Below are 21,693 nucleotides of genomic sequence, written 5' to 3' on the forward strand. Positions count from 1 at the left end.
TCAGTTCTCCTCTGCCTGCAGCACCGCGAAGACCACCGGCTCGGCCCGGTCGTTGACGGTCGTGGACCAGGTCGCGATCCGCGCCGGCCCGCAGGCCAGCAGCGCCCAGCCGTCGGCCTCCACCCGGCGCACGGTCAGGGATTCGGTCATCGCGCCCGTCTTGCGGACGCATTCCAGTGCGCTCCACACCCGGGTGTTCGCCACGGCGACCGGTTCGCCCGCGTCGGCGGCCAGCAGCCGGCCGACCGAAAGCAGTTCCTCGCCGAGCAGCCCGGCCCAGTCCTCCTCGGTCCGCTCGAGCACCGTCTCGACGTCGCAGGTCACCTGGCCGGTGCCCGCCACGACCAGGGTCAGCCGGGAGCTGTGCGAGGCGGTGATCGTGCCGCCGTCGATCTCCGGCTTGCCGTCCGGGCGGTACCGGATCTCGACCGGCCGGTCGAACGCCCGGCTCGCGGCGAGCGCGGTCTGCGCCCGGCGTACGGCGATGCCGCCCTCGAGGCCGGCCGGGTCCGGCTCCAGCACCACCGACCGGCTGCCGCCGAGCAACCGCTCGCACGCCCGCTCCAGGTAGGAGCTCAGCATCGAGGGCACCCACGGCCCGGCCCCGTCGGTCTTGCGGACCGCCCGCAGCATCAGGCCTTCCCAGCGTTCCACCAGCTCGCCGTCGGGGTTGCGGACGTCGAGGTCGTAGACGTAGGAATCGCCGTCCTGCAGCCGTTCCTTCGCGTCCAGCAGCACGTACTCCGGGTGCTGGGCGCCGGGCTCGGCCAGGTGGAGCTTCTCGATGCCCTGCGGCAGCAGGGTCGCGTCGGGGACGCAGCACTGGATCGCGTGCATCATCGCGTCCCGCGTGCCCGGGTCGGCCAGCAGCCGCTGCTGGGGCAGGAAGGGGGCGAACCAGTCGTGGTCGGCCGTCGTCGCGATCTCGGCGACCGCGTGCCGGGCGCTCGCCCGCCGGTAGCCGATGACCCGCTGGAACCGCTTGCCCTGGAACAGGACCGTGCCGTAGAGCTCCGAGAGCGGTTCCACCGGCACCGACGGGACGTCCGTGCTGCGGGCCTGCTTCGGGCCGATCTCCGCGGGCCGCGCGAAGTTCAGCGTGGCCTTGAAGTGGTCGGCGCTGAACCCGGTTTCGTCGCTGCGCAGGACCACGTCGACGGTGTCGGCGTCGCGGGCGACGGCGGCCAGCCGGATCGTGGTGGACCCGCCCGGCGAAACGATGATCGGGCGCAGGAACTCCACGTCCGACAGCACCGGCGCGCCGGTCCGGTCGAGGGTGGCGGCGGCGACCTGGGTCATCGCCTCCATCCCGAGCACCGCCGGGAACAGCAGCTGCCCGTCGAGCAGGTGGTCGGCCAGGTACGGGTCCGAGCCGGCGGACAGGTCCGCCTCGGTGATCAGCTCGACGCCCGGGTAGTGCACGACCGCGCGGTCGACGAACCGGGTCAGCGGCAGCTCCTTGCGCTGGATCGGCAGCGTGGCCAGCCCACCGGTCCGGCCGCAGACGACCAGCACCGGCGGCACCGCCGGGTCGGCCAGCGCCTGCTTGAGGATGGCGATGCCGTCCTCGGTCGGGATGGGCGTGATGCCGTCGCGCTTGAGGGCGCTGACCACGCCGAGCTTCTCGCCCATGCCGGTCCCGGACCAGACCGACCACTCCAGCGCGACCGCCCGCGCCTGCGGGTACTCGCGGCCGAAGCGCAGGGTCAGTTCGGTCATCCAGTCGTTGGCCGTGGCGTAGTGCGCCTCGCCGCGCAGGCCGGCCCGGCCGATGATGCTGCCGAAGGTGACCAGCAGCTTGAGCTTGCTCTTGTCCACCGCGTCGAGGACCGCGTTGAGGCCACCGATCTTCGGCGCCAGGGTCTTGCGGAAGGCGTCCTCGGTGAGGCTGAACAGCGCCGCGGGCTCGTTGCGCCCGGCGCCGTGCAGCACGGCGGTCACCGGGCCCAGCTGGGCCTGCATCCGGGCGATCGCGTCGGCCACCTGGGTGGCCGACGTGACGTCGGCGCGCTCGTAGCGGTAGTCGATGCCGGCCGCCGTCATCCGGCCGAGGTTCTCGGCCAGCTCGGTGTCGTCGGCCGGGTCGCTGCGCCCGAGCAGGGCGAGCTTCGCGCCGGAGTCCTTGGCCAGCGCCAGTGCGCTTTCCGCGGTGATGCCCTTGCCGCCACCGGTGACGAGCAGGACGTCGCCCGCGTCCAGCGACTCGGGGGCCGGGCCGGCCGGCGCCGGGGCGATGGCCGCCAGCCGCGGCACCGTCCGGCCGCCGTCGGCGCCGTAGCGGGCCTCGGCGAAGTCCGTGGTCGCGGCGACCTCGGCGACGACGAGCCGGACCGCCTCGGCGATCGCGGCCGGGTCGGCCGGGGTGGGGTCGGCCAGGTCGACGATCGTGGTGCGGGCCGACGGGTCCTCCAGCCGCAGGGTCTTCGCGAGCCCGGAGGCGCCGAGGCCGTGCTGCACGACGACGAAGCGCGTGCCGTTGGGCGCGGCCATGACGGCGCGGCCGGCCTCGAGGAACAGACCGGTGTGGCTCGCGTCGCAGTCCGTGGGCAGGCAGAGCAGCACGCCGTCACCGGCACCCGCGCGGGCCAGCGCCGCGCGCAGCGGCTCGGCCAGCGGGTGGCCGGGGGACGCGAAGACCTCCCAGCGCGCCTGGCCGAGGCCCGGCGTCAGGTCGGCGGCCGGCCGCGGGGCCGGGACGTACTCGACCGCGAACGGCCGGACCCACGGGCCGGCGCCCGGGACCTCGCCGCCGCCGGTGTCGGCCGGCTTCGCGGTCTGGGCCAGCTCGTCGATCATCTCGGCGAGCTCGCCGAGGCAGACCGTCGCGAAGTTCGGCATGCCCTCCAGGGCCGGCCGGCCCAGTGCCCGGGTGACGTCGTTGACCAGCTGGCCGACCGTGATGGACGACAGGTGCAGGTCGTCGAGCGGGTGGGTGTCCGCGGTGACGGTCTCCAGCGGCAGCTCGACGCGCTCGGCGGCGAGCTTGCGCAGCAGGTCGAGCGTCGCGTTGGCGCCCCCGCCGACCTCGACCGCGGCTTCCGCGGCGGCCTGCTCCTTCTCGGCCGCCAGCTCCGCGGCGAGCTCGCTGTCGATCTCGGGCGCCGCCTCGCACGGGCTGGCGAGGAAGGAGAACACGCCGTCCTCGGGCAGCGAGCGGACCGCGCGGCCCTCGAACAGCGGGCCGGTCGTCAGCTGCGCACCGGCGGCGAACGCCGCACCGGCGACTCGCAGGACCGTGCTGAGCGTGGTGCTGTCGGTGTCCACGGCCAGCACCGGCGTGCCCGGCGCGATCTCCTCGAACAGGCCCGAGAGCACGCGGCCGGGGCCGACCTCGATCACCAGGTCGCTGCGCTCGGCCACCTTGGCGGCGGCCTCGCGGAAGCGGACCGGGAGCACGATCTGCTCGCGCAGCAGTTCGGGCAGGTTCTCGGCGGCGTGCAGGACGTCACCGGTGACGGTGGAGACGACGGCGTGCTCGAGACGGGCGAACGGGATTTGGGCCAGCGGCGCCGTCATCGCCGTCGCGGCCGGCTCGACCAGCGGCGAGTGGAACGCGTGCGACACCTTGAGCCGGGTCGCGGTGACGCCGGCGGCGTGGGCGCGGGCGATCACCCGGTCGACGGCGGTGGCCGGGCCGGAGATCACCGTCTGCTCGGGGGCGTTGTAGCCCGCGATGACGACGTCGGAACCGAGGCCGAGCTCCTCCGCGCGGCTCGGGGACGCGGCGATGCCCGCCATGGCGCCTTCGCCGGCGGTGGTCTCGGCCATCACCTTGCCGCGGACCTTGGCCAGCTGCAGCACCGCGCGCTCGTCCAGGGCACCGCCCCAGTGCAGCGCGGTCAGCTCGCCGAGGCTGTGCCCGGCGGCCGTCTGCGCCTCGATGCCGAGCGAGCGGAGCACCCGCAGCGCGGCCAGCGAGCCGGCGACGATCCGCGGCTGGGCGACCTCGGTGGCGATGTGGTCGGCGCCGGTGGGCAGGCCCGCGGCGCGGAAGACGTCGTCGGCGGCGGTGAACCGGCGGCGCAGCACACCGTCCACGGCCCGGCCGGAACCCTGGCCGGGGAACAGGAAGCCGATGCGCGGTTCGGTGACGCGGTGGCCGGCGAAGATGCCGTCGGTGGCGGCGAACACCGACCCGTCGGTGGCCAGCAGCTCGAGCAGGCGGGTCAGCTTGCGCTCGGCCTCCTCCGGCCCGGTCGCGACGACCGCGGCGCGGGCGGGCCGGTTGGCGAGCTCGCCCGCCAGCTGCGCGGCGAGGTCGGTGAGCTCGGCCATCGACAGCTTCGGCACGATCTCCAGCAGGCCGGTGACGCGGGCACGCAGCCCGTCGACGTCGTCGGCGTCGAGCAGCAGCAGCTCGGCGTCCTGACGGCCGGAGACCAGTGCCCTGGTGCGCTCGTCGAGCTCGGTCTTACGGGGCGCGTTGGGGGCCTCGGTGACGGTGACGTGCGAGTTGATCCCGCCGAAGCCCATCGCCGAGACACCGGCGCGGACCGGCGCGTCGGCCGGCCACAGCTGCGCCTCGAGCGGCACGTACATCCGCGCGGATTCGCCGGTGAGCTTCTCGTGCGGGTCGAAGTGCCCGGTCGCGGGCGGGATCACCTGGTGGTACACGGCGAGCGTCGCCTTGATCAACCCGGCGACGCCCGCCGCGGCCTTGGTGTGCCCGATGTTGCCCTTGATCGTCGACAGCGCGGCCGGGGTGGCCAGCGGGTCGGCGTCGTGGCGGGCGGTGGAGAGCGCCTCGATCTCGGTGGCGTCGCCGAGCGCGGTGCCCGTGCCGTGGCCCTCGAAGTAGGACACGGTCTCGACGCCGTAGCCGGCGCGGTCGTAGGCTCGCCGCAGCGCCAGCCGGTGCCCGGCCGCCTCGGGCCGGGTGATGCCGCCCTTGCCGTCCGAGGACACGCCCCAGCCGCCGATCGAGGCGTAGATGCGCTTGCCCTGCTCGATCGCGTCGCTCTCGCGCATCAGGACGAGCATGCCGGAGCCTTCGCCCGGCCAGAAGCCGTTCGAGTCGGCGTCGTAGACCTTCATCTCCCGCTTGGCGAGCGCACCGGTCTTGGCGAAGCCGATCACCTCGAAAGGGTCGATCGAGAGGTCGACGCCCCCGGCGATGGCCACGTCGAGGTCGCCCTGGGCCAGCGAGTTGGCCGCGCTCACCACCGAAAGCAGCGAGGACGAGCACGCGCCGTCGACGGTGTAGCCGCCGCCGGCGAAGTCGAAGTAGTTGCAGACGCGCCCGGCGATGGTGTTCGCCAGGCCGCCGGCCAGGGTGTCCTCGTTGATCTCCGGGAAGGGCTCTTTGTACTGGACCTCGAGCTCCCGCAGGAACGACGCGGTCTCCTCGTCGCCCCAGCCCCGCTCCGACAGCGCCGCGGCGACGGTCCGGCGCACGTACGGCCAGCGCAGCCGCATGATGTTCGCCCGGGAGAACTCGCCGGTCAGGCTGTTGCCGATGACGACACCGGTGGCCTCCCTCGGCACGCCTTCGCCCTCCGGGAACCCGGCGTCCGCCAGGGCCTGGGCGGCGACGTCCAGCGCCAGCCAGTGCGTGGTGTCCGTGGCCCGGAACGTGCTGCCGGCGACCTTGTACGCGACCCGGTCGAACTCGAAGTCGCGGAGCACCGCGGCCTTCTGCGCGTAGAACCGGTCCGGTGCCGCCGGGTCCGGGGAGTAGTAGTCCGCCCGGTTCATCCGTTCGTCGGGCAGCCGTCGGAACGCGCGGCGGCCAGCCAGCACGTTCTCCCAGAGCTCGTCCAGCGAACGGGCGTCCGGATACCGCAGTCCGATCCCGACGATCGCTATCCGCTCACCGCTCATGCCACCGCACTCCCAAATAGCTCTCGAGCCCGTCCGTCGCGAGGGCGACGGCTCCCGGTTCTGTCCGGCGCACGGGTTCGCACCGCCGCCGAGGTCGTTCGTCGTGTACCGCCGGCGTCTCCCGTGGTTGCCCCAGCCGCTTCAGCATGGGCTCCCGCACGCCCGCCTTCTACTTTCTCCCTGCCCGGGCCGGGGGAAGCGCAACGGCGAACAAATCCGCCGCGCTCCCCGCGACCGTCCACAGTGGACCGATCAGGCCCGGAACTGCCCGGGGTGGCGTCCCGCGCCCGCCGGGCCGCGGTAGGCCTGGGCCAGCTCCAGCCACTGCCGGGCCAGCCCGCCTTCGGCGCGCACGTCGAGGTCGCCGGGGTGCCGCCGCCGGGTGACCAGCAGGCAGAAGTCCTCGGCGCCACCGGTCACCCGCTCCGGCGCGTCCTCGGGCCCGAAGGTCAGCAGGCGCCCGGACGGCGTGGTGATCTCGAAGCGGAACTCCTCCTCGGGCGGGGTCAGCCCGCGCGCCTGGTAACCGAAGTCGCGCACGCGCACGGCGAAGCCGACGAGGTGGGCGAGGCGGTCGGTGCGTACCGGGCGGACGCCGAGCGCGTCGGCGATGTCCTGGCCGTGCGCGAAGACCTCCATCATGCCCGCGCAGGCGAGCACGTACGGCGGCAGCGGGTTGACCAGCCACGGCACGAGGTCGGAGCCGGGGACGGCGGCGAGGGCCTTGATGCCCTGGTCGCGCTCGGCGCGCCAGCGGTTCAGCAGGATCTCGGCCGGACCACCCAGGTACTCCTGCAGCGCGCCGTTGACCGCGGCGTCGAGGTCGCCGCCGATCGACTTCGTCAGCGCGACGAAGGCGTCGGGCTGCGCCGCGGCGAGGCCCGCGATGCGGAAGATGAACGCGAGGTGCCCGACCTGGTGGCGCACGGTCCAGCCGGGCGCCGGGGTCGGGGTGTCCCACTCGGTTTCGGAAAGACCGGCGACGAGCGCGTCCACGCCCTCGGCCTCGGTCGTCAGGTCGGCGATCACGGCCGTCGTGTCAGTCACCGGTTGTCCTCTCGCTACGCGGTTCTCGTGGACGGTCAAGGGACGGGGGCCGGCGGCCGCCGGGTTCGTGGCGGGGGTGGGTGGGCCACGTGCGGCGGCCGCCGGGGAGAGATCGAGGGGATCCGGCCGGGCCGGCGGCGGCACGCCGGGCGCGGTTTTCGGCTGTGTCCCGGTGCTGCGCTCGGCCGGCCGGTCGATCTGCTCCTTTTCGAATCATCACCCGCGCTCGCGTGACGCGTCTTCTCCTCGTGGGCGCAGGGAAAGACGGCTGCCGAGCTCCTCCGCGGCGGCGTGAGCCGCCCACGAGACGAGTTCGATCAGGCCCCGGTCGTCGACGCCGTCGCTGCTCACCAGGTCGGCGACGAGGTCGTCGTCGACCTGGTAGGCGGCCTTCGCCACCAGCAGCGCCAGCCGCGCCGCCGGGCGGTCCGCCGGCGGGAGCTCGGCGAGCGGCCCCTCGGCCCAGGAGCGGCCGAGGCCGGGCGGGCGGCCGTCCCACGCCTTCAGCTCGCGCCGCACGAGATCGCGCACCCCCGGCCGCAGCACCCGCTCTCCGGCGGCCTCGACGGCCACGCGGGCCCTGGCGAAGGCGTCGGCGAGCGTGCTGCCCGGCGCGGCCCAGTCCGGGCCGTCGGCGCCGGTGGGGGCCAGCAGCTGCCGGGCGAGTCCGGCCGGCGGGGCCTGGCCCGGCCGGAGGAACCGGCCGAGCACGGCTTTCACCCTGCCCCGGGCGGAGGCGGGCACCCGGCCGGGCACCGGTGAGTCGCCGAGGAAGACGGCGACCACCCGGTTCAGGTAGTGGAACGTCGTGGCCACCGCCGTGAACTCGGCGGCCGCCCCGGCCGGGGTGCCCGGCGGGAGCGGGCCCGCGCCCCGCGCCCAGCCGGCGAGCCGGCGGGCGGCGGGGTCGGCGATCTCCCCCGGGGTGCCGGCTTCCAGCGCGGCCGCGGTGGCGGGGTCCCCCAGTGCGCCGATCGCCATCGCGTGCACCTCGGCGCAGTACGGGCAGGAGTTGGCGGCCGACACGGCGGCCGCGACGACTTCCCGGTCCGCCCGGCTCGAGATCCCCGCCGCGACCAGCGACTCGCGCAGCAGGAGCCACGCGGCCGCCAGCACCGGCGGGGACGGCGAATGCAGTGCGATCGGCGGCGCCAGCATCCCGAAGTCCCGTTCGAGCTGCCGGTACACCTCCCGCACCAGGCCACGCGCCCGCCGCGGCCGCACGGCCTCGACGTGCTTGACGTCCTTCACGGTCCGCCGCAGCGCGAGCCGCACCAGTCCCGGGGCCATGGTCCTCCCTCCGCCGGAGAACTCGCGCTCCCAGGTCCCGAGGAGCGCGAGTTCGAAGTGCCCGTGCATCAGTTGCCGGCGACCAGGTCCAGCTTGGACACCGCACGACGGCCCGTGACGGAGCCGTCGGGGGCCGGGGCGCCGTACTTGACGTCGACGCCGCGGGCCTGCAGCTCCCGGACGATGCCCGGGATCGAGCGCTCGGCGAGCGCGGCGATGGTCATCGCCGGGTTGACCGTCAGCGCACCCGGCACCGACGCGCTGTCGGTGACGAAGATCCCCGGGTGGTTGCGCAGCTCGTGGTTCGGGTGCAGCGCGGACGTCGCCGGGTCGTCCCCGATCCGGCAGGACGCCAGCGGGTGCACGGTGTACGCCCCGACGACGTCGTTGGTCCACGGCGCCACCTTGGCGATGCCGTCCTTCTCGATGATGGCCTTGCAGTCGGCGTCCGCGAGCGCCCAGCCGCGCCGGGTGTTGGGCGTCGGGTCGTAGCGCAGCGGGCCGCGGCCGAGCATCTGCTGCGAGATCCGGTACGCGTTGCCGGTCGGCGGCGGGGTGCCGAAGACGCCTTCGTTGTCGTCCTCGGTCATCAGGAAGATCGTGAGCCAGTTGGCCCACTGCTTGAGGATCTCCTTCTTCTCCGCCCCGTACCAGCGCGGTTCCTCGCCGCCGGGCACCTGGGCGAGGATGGTCCCCAGCCCCGGCGGGAAGTACAGCTGCTCCAGCGAGTACCGCTCGTACTCCGGCAGCGACCCGTCGAGCTTGTCCCAGTTCGCGACGGTCGGGCCCTTGCCGATGTGGTTGGCCGAGTACACCGGGCCGTCCTCGCGCGACAGCCCGAGCACTTCGCGGACGCGGTCCTCGTCGATGATGGCGGTGTTGAGCCGCTCGCCGTTGCCGGAGAAGTACCGGCCGACACCGTGCGGCATCTCACCGAGCGCGGCCTCCGAGCGCTGCAGGATCACCGGCGTGGCGCCGGCGCCGGCGGCGATGATGACGACCTTCGCCTCGATCACCCCGCTGCCGGTGTGGATCCGGTAGTCCTCGTCGTCGACGATGTCGAAGTGGACGCGATAGCCGCCGTCCTCGGTCCGCTCGAGGCGCTGGACCTCGTGCAGCGGCCGGATTTCCGCGCCGTGCGCGAGCGCGGCGGGCAGGTAGTTCGTCAGCATCGACCGCTTCGCGTCGAACCGGCAGCCCGCCATCATGAAGTTGCAGTTGACGCAGGTGGCGTTGTCGACGGCCACCGGCGCCGGGTTGGCCGTGCGGCCCGAGTGGTGACAGGCCGCCGCCCACAGGCCGCCGGCGTAGGAGACGTCACTCCAGTCCTGTTTGGACACCGGGATCGACTCGTCGACGCGGTCGTACCACGGCTCCAGCGTGTCGCGCGAAATGACCGAAGGCCACATCCGGCGCCCGATGCTGCCGTGACGCTCGAACACGAACCGCGGCGCGCGCGGCATCGCGGCGAAGTACACCACGCTGCCGCCGCCGACGCAGTTGCCGCCCAGCACGCTCATCCCGTCGCCGACGACGAAGTCGAACGCGCGGGTATAGGACGAGCCCAGCAGGTAGTCGTGCTCGAAGTCGGCCGCGGCCAGCCACGGCCCGCGCTCCAGCACGGTGACCTTCGCCCCGCCCGCCGCCAGGTGGTAGGCCGGGATCGACCCGCCGAAACCGCTGCCGACGATGACGACGTCGGTCTTGTCGATGGCGTTCATGCGGGACTCCCGGAAGGCGTGGTGTCGGGGTGCAGTTCGGCCAGCTTGCGGCCGTAGCCGTACTTCGGGAACCGCCAGAACCCGTCCGCGTCCGGCGGCGTGTACCCGAGCGCCAGCAGGCCGGGGTGGCCGTCGCGGATGGCCTCGGCGGTGTGCAGGTGGGCGGCGCTGTCGAAGGCCATGTTGCAGAACAGCGCGAGGCTGACCCAGCCGTCCTTCTCCGGGTGCCCCGGCGTGGTCAGCCGGCGCACCAGCTCGCGGCGGTGCTCGTACGGCAGCGCGACGAACGGCGGGACGTCGTCGTCGAGCTCCAGCGCCACCTCGCCCGCGTAGGACTTCGCGTGGTCGTTGAGCGACTGCGCGAGGTACGGCAGGCCGACCGTGACGCCGGTGGCGTCGAAGTTCAGCAGGTCGAGCGCGCCCGCCGCCACCGAGCCGGGCCCGGGGGCGGCCCCGGCGATCGCCCGGTCGCCGGGGAACCGCTTCTCCCCCGGCACGATCGTGTCCGCGTAGGCCTCGAGGGTCATGTTCTTGACGCGTTCTTCTTCGGAGCCTTCTGATCGGGCCTCGGGTTCCACCGGCCTACCTCCTCGTCGGAATGTCCACAGCAGAATTCAGGCGGCGTCGGCCCGCCGTGCCCGCGCCCGGCGGTGCACGGTCATCGGCAGCCCACCGCGCACCCGCAGCGAGAGCATCGCCTCGGGCTCGACGACCTTGCCCGGCACCTTGCGCAGCTCGAGGTCGCGCGCGGCCATGGCGAGCACGAACACCGCTTCCATCACGCCGAGGCTGTTGCCGATGCAGAACCTCGGCCCGGCCCCGAAGGGCAGGTAGGCGTACCGCGGCGGCCGTTCCGCGGCGGTGAAGCGACCCGGGTCGAAACGCTCGGCGTCGGTCCAGAAGCCGGGGTGCCGGTGCAGCGTGTAGGGCACCACGACGACGTCGGACCCGGCAGGCACGTGGTACCCGCCGATTTCGTCGTCGGCCTGGGCGATCCGCGGCAGCAGCCACACCGGCGGGTACAGCCGCATGACCTCCTCGACGACCGCGACGGTGTAGGTGAGCCGCCGCAGGTCCTCGTGTTCGGGCAGCCGGTCGCCGAGCACCTGCGTCGCTTCGGCGTGCAGCCGCTCGCCGACCTCGGGGTGCTCGTCGATCAGGTGGAACGCCCAGCCGAGCGTGCTCGCGGTGGTCTCGTGCCCGGCCAGCAGCAGGGTGATCAGCTCGTCGCGCATGCGTTCGCGCGACGCGCCCTGCTCCGAACCGGACGCGATCAGCCGCGACAGCACGTCCTCGCCGCCTTCGACCGGGTTCGCCAGCCGCTGTTCGACGAGCTCGTCGGCGATCCGGCGCAGGTCGCCGCGCGCCGTGCGGAAGTGCAGCTGCTTCTTCAGCGGCACCCACTGCGGGACCATGCTCAGCGTGACCGCCTCGAACATGGCCTGGTCCTGCACGGCCTCGAACGAGTGCCCCAGCGTCTCGTAGCCGCCCAGCTCGGCGTCGAGCAGCGTCTTGCCGAGCACGCCGAGGGTCAGCCCGGTCATTTCGTGCAGGATCTCGACCGGTCCGTCGTGCTCGGCCAGCCGCTTCACCAGCGCGTCCACTTCGGACGCGACGACGGCGGCCTGCCGCGAGATCCGCTTGGGCTGGAACACCGGCTGGATGGTCCGGCGCTGCTGCTTCCAGGTGTCGCCGTCGCTGGTGAGCAGGCCGTCGCCGAGGGCACGGCGGGCCTCCTGCAGGCCGATGCCCTTGTGGTAGTTCGCGGCGTTGTCCGCGAGCACGTGCTTGGCCAGGTCCGGGTGGTTGACCAGGTACATCGCCTTCGGGCCGATGGCGATGCGGACGACGTCGCCGTAGGCCTCGGCGTTGTCGCCCATGAGCGCGAGCCGGTCGGTGAAGAGCTGCTTCAGCAACCGGAACGTCGCCCGGCGCGGCGGCCCGGGCGGCGCGGTGCGCGCCGCCCGGGCCTCGTCCGATCCGGTGGTCATGCCGCGACGGCCCCGGGCTTCTCGTCGCCGGCCGGCGGGGCCGGCGCGAGCTCGAGCTTCGCCTTCTGCGCGGCCTGCTCGGTTTCGAACTTGATCCGCGCCTTGTTCGAGAAGTGCAGGCCCCACAGGAACAGCCCGCGGATCAGGCAGACGGTCGCGGTGGCCAGGAAGAGACCGTAGGCCACGTGCACGGCGGTGAAGAAGCCGTACGCGATCGCCACGCCCGCGCCGAAGAGGAACTGCGAACCCTTCTTCGACGGCGACGTGCCCGGGTCGGTCACCATGTAGTTGGTGTAGAGCACGAACGCGACGCCGGTGCCCATCGCCAGCGCACCGGAGATCGACGTGCCGAAGAGCCAGCCGCGGACGAAGGCCTGGACGACGAAGAAGCTCAGCCAGCCCGCGATGAGGAACATCCGGCCGGTCAGCAGGGCGTTGAGCACCGTGCCCGACGCGAGGATGATGCCGACGATCAGCCAGCCGCCCCAGGTGGGGATCTGCTCGGTGAAGTGGTACGGCGGCGCGATGCTGGCCCACGGGAAGACCAGCAGGATGATCGTGATGCCGAAGTTCGACGGGTTCATGTAGTGCCGCATGCGGCCGTACACCGGCGCCTGCAGGATCCACTTCGCACCGACCGCGACGACGACCCCGAACATCATCACGAGGATCTGGTCGTTGACGTAGGTCAGCATGTTCAGCGCGAGCCCGGTGATGTGCGCGGGGAGCAGGAACTCCATGAGCCCCTTGAACCCGTTGCCCCGGAACCGGACGTCGCGGTGGGTCACGCGGGCGTTGATGATCTCCAGCACGATCTCCGTGGTGTACGCGGTCGCCAGCGCGACGAACGGGTACAGCCACGGCTGCTCGAAGCCGAGGAACGTGTAGCCGACGATGTTGAAGATGGTGATCGAGATCGCGAAGCGCCGCAGGGCGGTGATGACCTTGTTGGTCCGCTTCGGTGGCGCGCTGTCCACCTTGGTCAGGGTCGGGGTGGCCATGTCACATCTCTTCCTTCGCCGTGGAGCCCAGCTGGTACATGTGGCAGCCGGGTTGCAGCTTCAGGTCCTGCGTGCGCAGCTGCCCGGTCCGGTCCCGCCACTGCAGGTGCACGTCGAGCGGGCCGCCGACGTCGTGGCCGAGGCCGATCTGGACGTCGAAGCTGCGCCGGCCGGCCTCCCCGCTGCTGCCGTCGACCCGGCCGAGGTACTTCTTGCCGTCCGAGGTCGTCACGGTGACCTGGGCGCCGATCGCCGGCACGCCGGCCGCGGGCAGCGGGCCGGGCGCCACCGGGGCGTCGGTGGTCAGCTTGAGCTGCAGGTACTTCCCGGGGTTCGGGCTGTCGTTGTGGTAGAAGATCGGCTCTTCCCACTGCCGCGCGACCGCGAACTCGGGCAGCCCGTCGCCGTCGGTGTCGCCGACCGCGATGCCGCGGGTGGGCACCGGGACCGCGAGACCCAGCTTCGGCGCGAGGTCGGTGTACCGGCCGTCGGCGCTCTTCACGAAGAAGTGCAGCGTCTGGTCGCCGCCGATGTCGTCACCGGCGCGGGCGTTCGGCCACCAGAACGGGTTGGACAGCAGGCCGTCGTGGGCGGTGGCGATCTCCTGCAGGTTCGGCCAGCGGTTGACCTGGCCCTTGACGAACCCGGTGGCCTGGGCGATCTGGTTTTCGCCGCTGTTGTCGAAGTCCTGGATCTTGACGTCCCAGCCCCAGCCGGACCACGCCGTGCCCTTTTCGGCGCTGTCGTCGTGGAACGGCGCGACGCCGTTCTGGAACTGCCTGGTGAGGTCCGCGTTGTCCGTGGCCTCGTTCATGAACTGGAAGTTCGACTCTTCGATGCCCCACGACGTCGTGATGTTGCTGACGAACAGGTCGTAGAGGCCGTCGTGGTTCAGGTCGCCGAAGTCGACGCCCATCCCCTTGAAGGAGTCGTGGCCCAGCACCTTCGACTTCGGGTCGGCGATCCCGCGGACGCCGGTCACCTCGGCGAGTTCGATGTGGCCCGGCGTGGACTTGTTGTACAGGAAGTGGTCGTGCCCGAAGTCGTTGGCGATGTAGAGCTCCGGCAGGTTGTCGCCGTTGACGTCGGTGGCGCTGGAGGCCAGCGTCCAGCCCAGCCGCGCGGACTCGGGGATGCCCTGGGAAGCGTCGGCGAACGTCGCGCTCGGGTGCGCCCCGGACGTCGCGCCGGTCCAGCGGAAGATGTACTTGGCGCCCGAGTTCGTCGCGTGCGACATCGACTGGTTCAGCGTGATGCCGCCGTCGGCGTTCGGGTCGAGGACCTTGCTGTCCGGGAAGTAGTTGCCGACGAAGACGTCGACGTGCCCGTCGCCGTCGAAGTCGCCGATGGTGACGGAGTCGGTGTTCCACAGTGGACCGTTGTACTTGCCGTCCGGGCCGCGGTGGTTGCCCGGCAGCAGCTCGGTTGGCTGGAACGCGGACGCGTCGAACCTGGTCGCGGTGGCCTTCTGCAGGAACAGGACCGGGGACCGGCCCCAGTAGTAGGCCAGCACGTCGGTGCGGCCGTCTTCGTTGTAGTCACCGGGGACGCAGCCCATCGGCGCCATGTAGTCCCACGTCGGCAGCGCGGGTGCGGGGTCGAGCGCGAAGGGCGCGTACCGCGGGCCCGAGTCCGGCGCCGGGGTGATGACGACCTGGTCGCTGCGCGGGTCGACGAGGCAGAGGTCGTTCGGCTTGCCGCTGCCGCTGATGTCGTTGATCGCGATCGCGGCGCCGACCGAGGAGATCCAGGCGGCGATCTTCTCGTACTCCTTGTTCACCGTCCGGATCGACTGCGACTTCTTCGCCGCGGGCAGCGCGATCGTCATCGGGGTGAAGTGGAACTTGTCCGCCATCTGGTCCTGTTCGGCGGCCGAGACACTGGGCAACCGCGCGACCAGGAACAGGCCGAGGATCAGCACCAGCGCCACGATGCCCGCCAGCTGCCTGCGCAGCCAGCCGAAGGTCGCGGTCATTTGTTCTTCCCTCCGTGGGTCAGCACTTCTTCGGCGATCCGCTGCCGCCAGGTTTCGAACGCCGGGACGTCGTCGCCGTCGACGACCACGGCCGGCCGGACCTCTTGGGTGATGGCCGCCACGCGCTCGGCCGGCAGGCCGCAGATCGCGCGGGCCGCCATCTCGGTCTCCGGGATCATCAGGCCCGAGCGCACCCGGCACTCGGCGGCGAAGGCACTCCCCTGCGCCAGCTGCCCGTGGTGGATCCCGGCCCGGTCGACCAGTTCCGCCAGCTCGTCGGCGGTGACGCCGCACGCGTAGGTCGAGGCCAGCCCGACCCCGGCGTACAGGTCGCCGTGCCGCGACTCGGGGAACTCCTCGATCGTCTTGGCGACCAGGGAAACGTCGGTGCCGCAGATGAACCACAGCGCGCGGCCGATGCCCTGGTCGATGGCCCGCAGCGCGTAGCCGTCGTAGCGCCGGTCCGGCCAGGAGAAGTTCCGCTCCTGGTGCTGCCGCCGGATGTACTGGTCGGTCTTGAAGTACGCCTGGTGGAACCCGTAGCCGTCGAGCACCAGCCAGCGCAGGAGCGGGTCGAAGCCCGACGCCTTGGGCCAGGCGAACCGCGGGAGCCGGGCCATCCCCCAGCCGACCCCGACGTAGATGATGTAGTCGTGCTTCTCACCGGGGCCGGCCAGGAACTCGGCGATGTTCGTGTTCTTGCCGAACGGCAGCCCGTCGAGCACGCCGTACCCCATTCCCGCGCCTTCGTAGGCGAAGCCGCGGAACTGCGGGGGAATGCGCTCCAGCCATTCTTCGGCCTGCTCGGCCGAACGCGCTTCGACCGCGTGTGCGTACCCGAGGAGGAACTTCTCGCCGATCGTCTCGAGTCGTTCCTGAGCGGCTGGGCTCTTGCGGTGGAAGCCCCGCTTCGCCAGCGAAGTCTCCGCGACGTTCGGTGTCAGGATGCGACGTCTGAGCGCGCGCCAACCATTGCCCAACGCACTCTCCCCCTTACGGGTCGGTGTGAATGTGGAGCTCTTGCTCTTCACGGTCACAGATTCCCTGGTCAACGGTCTACTCCACGGTTGCCGGTGACCTCGGGCGTCAAGCCGCGCGCTCTTGCGAACCCGCGCGGAACTCCGCGCGGATCCGCTCCCGCCACCGCTCGTACGGCGGCTCCGGCCCCTCGTCGGCGAAGGGCACCTCGGTGCGGTCGGCGAGCGCCGTCGCCTCCTCGACCGTGAGGTCCGCGAGCACCTCCGCGGCGAGGCGGCTGTGCTCGGGCACGAACGTCGAGTAGGTGCGCGCCTTGATGGCGAACACCACGCCCAGCGCCAGTTCCGCGTGGTGCGGCCCGGCGAGCCGGCGGAGGGCCACCAGCCCGGCCCGGTCCGCACCACCGGCGAAGGTCGCCGCCAGCCCGATCCCGCTCCACAGATCGGGACGGCGGTGTTCGGCGAAGGCGTCGGCCGCGGCCGCGGCGGCCTCGGGCACGCCGCCGTGGATGAACCACAGGGCCCGGCCGACTCCCTGGTCGAAGGCGCGCGAGAAGTAGTCGGCGCGCCCCGCCCAGGGGTAGGGGGCCGGCTCGGCCTGTTCGTCGACCCACCGGCGCGTGTCGAAGTACGCCCGGTCGAAGCCGTAGCCGTCCACCGCCAGCCAGCTCATGACCGGGTGGTGGTGCACCCCGGTCAACGACGGGAGGATGTTCTTCCACAGTGGACGCGGCAGCCGGGCCATCGCGAACCCGATCCCGATGTAGGTGAGGAAGATGTGCGGCTCTCCCGGTCCTTCGAGCAGTGCCTTCGTGCGGTCGCGGCCGCCGCCCGGCATCGCGTCGAGGATCGTGTACCCCATCGTCGCGCCTTCGTAGGCGAACCCGCGCTGCTCCGGCTCGACGAGTGCGAGCCGCCGCTCGAGCTCCCAGAGGGACGCACCCTCGATCGCCCACTCGAACCCGCACACCACGGCCTGCGGCACCGCTTCCAGCCGGGCTGTCGCCGCGGTGGGGGTGACCGGGAAGCCGCGCTCCCCGAATCCCACCGAAGCCAGGGAAGGTGCCAGTGCGCGCTTGCGCAGGACACCGAAGAAGGTCGCCATCACTCGTCCCTTTCGTCCGGCGCCGCTCACGCCACCGCGCGCAGGTGCGCACGCGACGCGGCGAGCATCTGCTGGCTGCCCGGTGTGCGGCGCGACGCCAGGGTGATCGCGATGGGCGGGTCGGTCAGGGCCGGCGGCCGCAACCGGATCGCCACCTCCGACGGCTCGAACGGCGTCACCGTCGCCGTCGCGGTGCCGATGGTGAACGCGGGTCCGCCCGCGGGCCGTCGCCCCGCACCGTGGTCGGCCACCGCGATGACCGTCCAGGTGCCCTCGGGCACCCCGTGGATGGTCAGGTCGGCCGACTCGGCGTCGGCCAGCCCGCCGAAGGCCACCGGACCGCTCTGCGGCACCGAGTCCGCGAACACGCCGACGAGCACGTTGGCCGGTGCGGCGCCGTTGGGAAACTGCAACCGCACCGCCAGCCGCTCGTTGCCGTCCTGCAGGGACGCGCAGGTGCTGCCCGCCTCCCGCAGGGACCGCAGCGCCGGCAGCCGCCGGAAGTAGGCCGAATGCGCGACGAGCAGCTCGCCCACCTCCGGCTCCCGGTACTCGGTCGGGGTCATCCCGACCGCGCGGACGAACCGGCTGGTGAACGTGCCGACGCTGCTGTAGCCGACGCTGCAGACGATGTCCGACACCGTCAGCGAAGTCGTCAGCAGCAGCCGCTTGGCTTCGAACAACCTCACCGCGGTGAGGAAGCGCCCTGGCGTCACTCCGGTCGCCTTGGCGAAGATGCGTGAGAAGTGGAACGGGCTCACGAACACCTCGGACGCCAGCGCCGACAACGTGATCGGCTCGAAGTACCGCTCCAGAATCATTTCGATCGCGCGGAGAACGGCGGGCTGGACGGGCTGTTCCGGCGCCCGGACATGCCTGTACCGCTCCACACCCGCCGACGAGTCTTCGCCGTCGGCGCCCCCGGACGTCACCGATCGCAAGATCATCTGTCCAACCTCGAATTCCCTGCCGAAGTCAAGTTCCCTCCCCGCCAGGTAAGACGCCGGGTCTTGCGGGCCGGTAGACCGCCGATCGAAAGCCGGCTGAGCAGGAGTTCGCGGCCGGACGACGAATGTGTGACCGTCTTGGCTCCGGCGGTGCGGAACGCACCCCCGCTCCGTGCGCGGCACACCGCGGCCGGTCGGCAGAAACGCCGGTTCGAGAAGTACCGGAGGTCGCCGTCACCCGTTCGCGACCCGCCACGCCGCGCGGGACCTGCGGTTTGCCCACCCCGCGGCGCCCGGCGCGGGTGAGGGGTGCCCGAGCGGGACGTGCGAATCGCACGGGGCCGCCGGGGAAGACACATCTTGACTCTGGTGGACCGCTCACTGGCTGGGGTGGCGCCGCTCTGTCACATTCGACATTGGACAGCCCGCGGCCGGTTATGCCCGGCTGGCGCGGCGCACTGGGGACCAGATACATCGCGGCAGAACACTGGAGGCGCGCGACATGTACTCCGAGAAAAGGCTATCGGACGGGCCGGTCGACGTGTCCCGGCGGTCCGACCAACCACCCGAAAGTGTGGTCCAGTTCACGGTTCTCGGCCCGCTCGGTGTGCTGCGCGACGGTGTGGACTGCACGCCCACCGCGCCGAAGGTCCTGCAGCTGCTGGCCCTGCTCGTGATGCGTCCCGGCAAGATGGTGCACGTCGACTCGATCACGCAGGAGCTCTGGCCGAGCGGTCCGCCCCGGACGGTGCGGACCACGCTGCACACCTACGTCTACCACCTGCGCCGCTGCTTCGAGCAGCACAGCCTGGCCGACGGCGCCGACGACATGCTGGTCACCAAGGCGCCGGGGTACCTGTTCCGGATCGACCCGAGCCAGGTCGACGTCCACCGGTTCGGGCTGATGCAGCAGGAGGCGCAGGACCTGCTGCGCCGGGACCAGCACGCGGCGGCGGCCGCACGGTTCCGCGCCGCGCTGGACCTGTGGAGCGGGCCGCCGCTCGCCAACATCCACTGTGGACCCGTCCTGCTCCCGTACACGATGGAACTGCTGGAGCAGCGGCGCAACGCGCTGCACATGCTCATCGAGGCCGAGATCACCAGCGGCCACCACCGCGAACTGATCGGGGAGCTGCGCTCGCTGGCCGCGGGCAACCCCCTCGACGAGGCGCTGCACGGGCAGCTGATGCGGGTGCTGGGGCGCAGCGGCCGCCGGTCGGACGCGATGGCCGTCTACCGCAGCCTCCGCAAGCGGCTCAGCGAGGAGCTCGGCGTCGAGCCGTGCGACGAACTGCAGCTGCTGCACCACGACCTGATCTCGGAGGGCGACCACCTCTGAGCCACCGCACCTCTGAGCCACCGCACCTCTGAGCCACCGCACCTCTGAGCCACTGCACCACGACCCACCAGTACGAACGAAGTGAGGATCAATGACCGCACGCACCCGCACCTACGGACAGTACTGCGGACTGGCCCGCGCCATGGAGCTCGTCGGTGAGCGCTGGGCGCTGCTCATCGTGCGCGACCTGGTGCTCGGCCCGAAGCGCTACAACGAGCTCCGGGCCGGTCTGCCCAAGATCCCGCCGAGCCTGCTTTCGGCGCGGCTCAACGAACTGGAGGAGTCCGGCGTGATCCGCCGCCGGGTCCGCCCGGACCTCGACGCCGGCCTGGTCTACGAGCTCACCCAGTACGGCAGCGAACTCGACCAGATCCTGCTGGACCTCGGCCTGTGGGGCGCCCGGTCGCTGAGCCACCCGGGCCCGGACGACGTCTTCACCCTGGACGCGGCGATCCTCTCGCTGTTCACGACGTTCCAGGCCGAAGCGGCGGCCGGCGTCCAGATCACGTTCGAGATCCAGTACCACAACACGATGATCCTCCACGCGATGATCGACAACGGCGACCTCAAGGTCTCCGAAGGCCGCTACCCGGAGGCGGACCTGATCATCCGCGCCGGCCAGGGATCGGCCCTGCTGGACGTGATCGGCGGCCACCTGACGCCGGCGGAGGCCGTGGCGAACGGCTCGGTGTCCATCGAGGGCGACGTCCGCGACCTCGAGCTGTTCACGCGGTTGTTCCGCCTGACCTCGGCCCCCGAGCCGAAGAACGGCGTCTCCGTCCACTGAGGACGACCGGGGTCGCGAGCCGGCGGGGACGAGCGCCCCGCCGGCTCACGCACGCCCCGGGAAGGGCACTTTCCCGGGAAAGTGCCCTTGCTCAACCCAGGCGTCCGGCCCGCTCCTCCAGGTACCGCCGCTCCGGCACGCTCCCCGTCCGCGCGGCCGCGCGCAGGTAGTGCTCCCGCGCGGCCGCGGCATCCCCGGCCCGCTCCAGCAGGTGCGCCCGGACGGCGTCCAGCCGGTGGCTGTGCTTCATCCGGCTGTCCTCGGCGATGGAATCCAGCAGTTCGAGCCCGCGGGCCGGGCCGTCGACCATCGCCACGGCGATGGCCTGGTTGAGCGTCACCACCGGGCTCGGCGCCAGCTCCTGCAGCACTTCGTACAGACTCGCGATCTGCGCCCAGTCCGTCGTTTCCGTGCTCGGCGCTTCGTCGTGCAGAGCCGCGATCGCCGCCTGGACCTGGTACGCGCCCACCGGGCCGCGGCCCAGCACCGCGCGCACCAGCGCCGTGCCCTCGGCGATCGCCGTCCGGTCCCAGCGGCCGCGATCCTGCTCGGCCAGCGGCACCAGCGTTCCGCCGTCGCCGGTGCGCGCGGGACGGCGGGCGTCGGTGAGGAGCATCAACGCCAGCAGCCCGGCGACTTCACCGTCGTCCGGCCGCAACGCCCGGACCGCCCTCGTCAGCCGGATCGCCTCGCGCGCCAGCTCGGGTGCGTGCAGGTCCGTTCCCGACGTCGCCGTGTAGCCTTCGTTGAAGATCAGGTACAGGACCTGCAGCACGACGGCCAGCCGCTCGGCGTAGCCGTCCCCCTCGGGCTCGCCGAAGGTCGAGCCCGAGGCCGCGATGGTCTCCTTGGCGCGGGTGATGCGGCGGGTCATCGTCGGTTCCGGGACGAGGAACGCCTTCGCGATCTGCGCCGTCGTCAGCCCACCCACCGCGCGCAGCGTCAGCGCCACCTGCGACGGCGGGGACAGCGTCGGGTGGCAGCACAGGAAGAGCAGCTTCAGCGTGTCGTCCTCGGCCGGCACGGCTTCTCCGTCCGGGACTTCCCGCGCCGCGACGGACTCCTCCCGGCGACGGCGCGCGCTCTCGCTGCGCCAGTGGTCGGTGAGCCGTCGCGTGGCGACCGTGACCAGCCAGCTGAGCGGGTTGTCCGGCACGCCGCCGTCCCGCCACTGCAGCGACGCCGCGAGCAGCGCCTCCTGCACGGCGTCCTCGCACGCGTCGAACTGCCCGTACCGGCGCACGAGCACGCCCAGCACCCGCGGGACGAGCGGGCGGAGCAGCTCGCCGACGTCCGCGCTCACCCGCCGGTGAACTCGGTTTCGGTCTCGGCGTCGGCGAAGAACACCACCGGCCGGACTTCGATACCGAGCCCCTCGATCTTCGCGTCCGGGATCATCGCGGCCACCTCGTACGCGCGCTCCTGGCTGGCGCACTCGACGAGGTAGTAGCCCGCGAGGAACTCCTTCGACTCCGCGAACGGGCCGTCGGTGACCGCCGGCAGGCCGTCCTTCACCTGCACCACCGCGCTTTGCGCGGGAGCGGCCAGTGCCTGGGTGCTGATCATCTCGCCGGACTCCCGGATCCGGCGGATGAACTCGCCGTGGCCGGTCATCACCTCTTCCCTGGCCTGCTCGGACAGGCCCTCCCAGACGTCCGGGTTCATGTACATCGCCAGCAGGTACTTCATCGCG

At 72.1% G+C, this 21,693-nt stretch carries 15 protein-coding genes; 2 read left to right on the top strand and 13 right to left on the bottom strand.

The genetic code is table 11. The features are described from left to right. From ACLJOU_RS22585 to ACLJOU_RS22635, 11 genes are all read right to left on the bottom strand, one after another. Complete coding sequence (locus tag ACLJOU_RS22585; RefSeq protein ID WP_410569639.1) at positions 1-5,820, bottom strand: type I polyketide synthase; 5,820 nt, start codon at positions 5,818-5,820, stop codon at positions 1-3. A gap of 252 nt (positions 5,821-6,072) precedes the next feature. Continuing rightward, positions 6,073-6,867, bottom strand: a complete 795-nt coding sequence (locus tag ACLJOU_RS22590; protein ID WP_410569640.1) for a TIGR03084 family metal-binding protein — start codon at positions 6,865-6,867, stop codon at positions 6,073-6,075. 216 nt (positions 6,868-7,083) lie between these two features. Further along, a complete protein-coding gene (locus ACLJOU_RS22595) occupies positions 7,084-8,157 on the bottom strand; it encodes a carboxymuconolactone decarboxylase family protein (protein WP_410569641.1) in 1,074 nt (357 codons plus the stop codon). 68 nt (positions 8,158-8,225) lie between these two features. Then, positions 8,226-9,878 (bottom strand): GMC family oxidoreductase N-terminal domain-containing protein, encoded by a 1,653-nt coding sequence (locus ACLJOU_RS22600; RefSeq protein WP_410569642.1) that lies wholly within the window; start codon positions 9,876-9,878, stop codon positions 8,226-8,228. Continuing rightward, entirely contained in the window at positions 9,875-10,405 is a 531-nt protein-coding gene (locus ACLJOU_RS22605) for a DUF5987 family protein (protein WP_410569707.1), read from the bottom strand. The genes ACLJOU_RS22600 and ACLJOU_RS22605 overlap by 4 nt, the downstream gene beginning before the upstream one ends. An 87-nt stretch (positions 10,406-10,492) precedes the next feature. Next, positions 10,493-11,869, bottom strand: a complete 1,377-nt coding sequence (locus ACLJOU_RS22610; protein WP_410569643.1) for a cytochrome P450 — start codon at positions 11,867-11,869, stop codon at positions 10,493-10,495. Further along, entirely contained in the window at positions 11,866-12,870 is a 1,005-nt protein-coding gene (locus ACLJOU_RS22615; protein ID WP_410569644.1) for an enediyne biosynthesis protein, read from the bottom strand. Before ACLJOU_RS22615 ends, ACLJOU_RS22610 begins: the two co-directional genes overlap by 4 nt. 1 nt (position 12,871) lies before the next feature. After that, on the bottom strand, positions 12,872-14,845 hold the full coding sequence (locus ACLJOU_RS22620) for a CRTAC1 family protein (protein ID WP_410569645.1): 1,974 nt from the start codon (positions 14,843-14,845) through the stop codon (positions 12,872-12,874). Further along, positions 14,842-15,825: a DUF1702 family protein gene (locus ACLJOU_RS22625; RefSeq protein ID WP_410569646.1), complete on the bottom strand. Its 984-nt coding sequence runs from the start codon at positions 15,823-15,825 to the stop codon at positions 14,842-14,844. The genes ACLJOU_RS22620 and ACLJOU_RS22625 overlap by 4 nt, the downstream gene beginning before the upstream one ends. A 106-nt stretch (positions 15,826-15,931) precedes the next feature. After that, complete coding sequence (locus ACLJOU_RS22630; RefSeq protein WP_410569647.1) at positions 15,932-16,927, bottom strand: DUF1702 family protein; 996 nt, start codon at positions 16,925-16,927, stop codon at positions 15,932-15,934. Between the two features lie 26 nt (positions 16,928-16,953). Continuing rightward, positions 16,954-17,874 (bottom strand): helix-turn-helix transcriptional regulator, encoded by a 921-nt coding sequence (locus ACLJOU_RS22635; protein ID WP_410569648.1) that lies wholly within the window; start codon positions 17,872-17,874, stop codon positions 16,954-16,956. Between the two features lie 502 nt (positions 17,875-18,376). On the opposite strand from ACLJOU_RS22635, the gene ACLJOU_RS22640 reads away from it, so the two are divergent. Together ACLJOU_RS22640 and ACLJOU_RS22645 are read left to right on the top strand one after the other, a co-directional pair. Then, positions 18,377-19,213 carry an AfsR/SARP family transcriptional regulator gene (locus ACLJOU_RS22640; RefSeq protein WP_410569649.1) on the top strand — a complete coding sequence of 279 codons (837 nt, stop codon included), beginning with the start codon at positions 18,377-18,379 and terminating at the stop codon, positions 19,211-19,213. A 91-nt stretch (positions 19,214-19,304) separates the two neighbouring features. Beyond that, positions 19,305-20,000 (top strand): winged helix-turn-helix transcriptional regulator, encoded by a 696-nt coding sequence (locus tag ACLJOU_RS22645; RefSeq protein ID WP_410569650.1) that lies wholly within the window; start codon positions 19,305-19,307, stop codon positions 19,998-20,000. 91 nt (positions 20,001-20,091) lie between these two features. Here ACLJOU_RS22645 and ACLJOU_RS22650 read toward each other — a convergent pair whose 3' ends face one another. Continuing rightward, the gene (locus tag ACLJOU_RS22650) at positions 20,092-21,303 is read right to left on the bottom strand and encodes an RNA polymerase sigma factor (protein WP_410569651.1); all 1,212 of its coding nucleotides are present in this window, start codon (positions 21,301-21,303) and stop codon (positions 20,092-20,094) included. Then, entirely contained in the window at positions 21,300-21,689 is a 390-nt protein-coding gene (locus ACLJOU_RS22655; protein WP_410569652.1) for a YciI family protein, read from the bottom strand. The genes ACLJOU_RS22650 and ACLJOU_RS22655 overlap by 4 nt, the downstream gene beginning before the upstream one ends. Positions 21,690-21,693: the final 4 nt, after the last annotated feature.

This window comes from Amycolatopsis sp. cmx-4-61, assembly GCF_046548775.1.
Taxonomy (GTDB): domain Bacteria; phylum Actinomycetota; class Actinomycetes; order Mycobacteriales; family Pseudonocardiaceae; genus Amycolatopsis.